The organism is Paraburkholderia phenoliruptrix, assembly GCF_902859825.1.
GTDB classification, from domain to species: domain Bacteria; phylum Pseudomonadota; class Gammaproteobacteria; order Burkholderiales; family Burkholderiaceae; genus Paraburkholderia; species Paraburkholderia phenoliruptrix.
In genome coordinates, this window is record NZ_CADIKB010000125.1 from 1 (window position 1) to 765 (window position 765).

A 765-nucleotide genomic window follows, 5' to 3' on the forward strand; every position below is an offset into this window, starting at 1 on the left:
ACGCATCACCGGCGGCGCCGAGTCGGCCGGGCTCTACGATGGCTGATCGAATAAAAAAGCGATCAGCTACATGTCTGGAACCCGCATTACCGACCAACAGGTTCGCCTCTACATGTCTAAACGCAAACATCACTCGCAGGAGATCGCCGCAGCGAAGGCTGGCATCAGCGTACGCAGCGCCCGGCGCATAGAAGGAGACGCCACGATGCCTTCCCAGAAGCCGCGCGGCTACTGGCGCTCACGCCCCGACCCATTCGCTGACGTCTGGGACACCGAAGTCGTTCCGATGCTTGCAAATGCGCCGCAACTTCAGGCGATCACGATCCTGCGCAAACTGCAGGACGATCACGCCGGACAGTATCCCGACAGCACACGTCGCACACTTGAGCGGCGCGTGAGGCAATGGAGGGCGATGTCCGGTCCGCCGAAGGAAGTCTTCTTCCCCCAGCAGCATGAGCCCGGCGCACGCGGTCTGTCCGACTTTACCGACATGGCCGAAGTGCGCGTGACGATCGCTGGCATTCAGTTCGATCACCGCCTGTATCACTTCGTGCTCGCGTTCTCACGCTGGGAATACGTCAACGTCGTTGAAGGCGGCGAGAGCTTCGAGGCCCTGTCCATGGGATTGCAGAACGCCCTGTGGCAAGCGGGCGGATGTCCGCGCGAACATCGCACCGATAGCCTGTCAGCGGCGTTCAGAAACCTCGCCGACGAAGACGACTTCACGGCACGCTATGCGGCGCTGCTTGAGCACTACGGCATGCA

At 61.6% G+C, this 765-nt stretch carries 1 protein-coding gene; it reads left to right on the forward strand.

Translation table 11 applies throughout. The annotated features are described in order from the left end of the window. Positions 1-70: 70 nt before the first annotated feature. On the forward strand, positions 71-765 hold a 695-nt coding region (istA, locus tag HV711_RS33260; protein WP_175145703.1), incomplete at its 3' end, for an IS21 family transposase.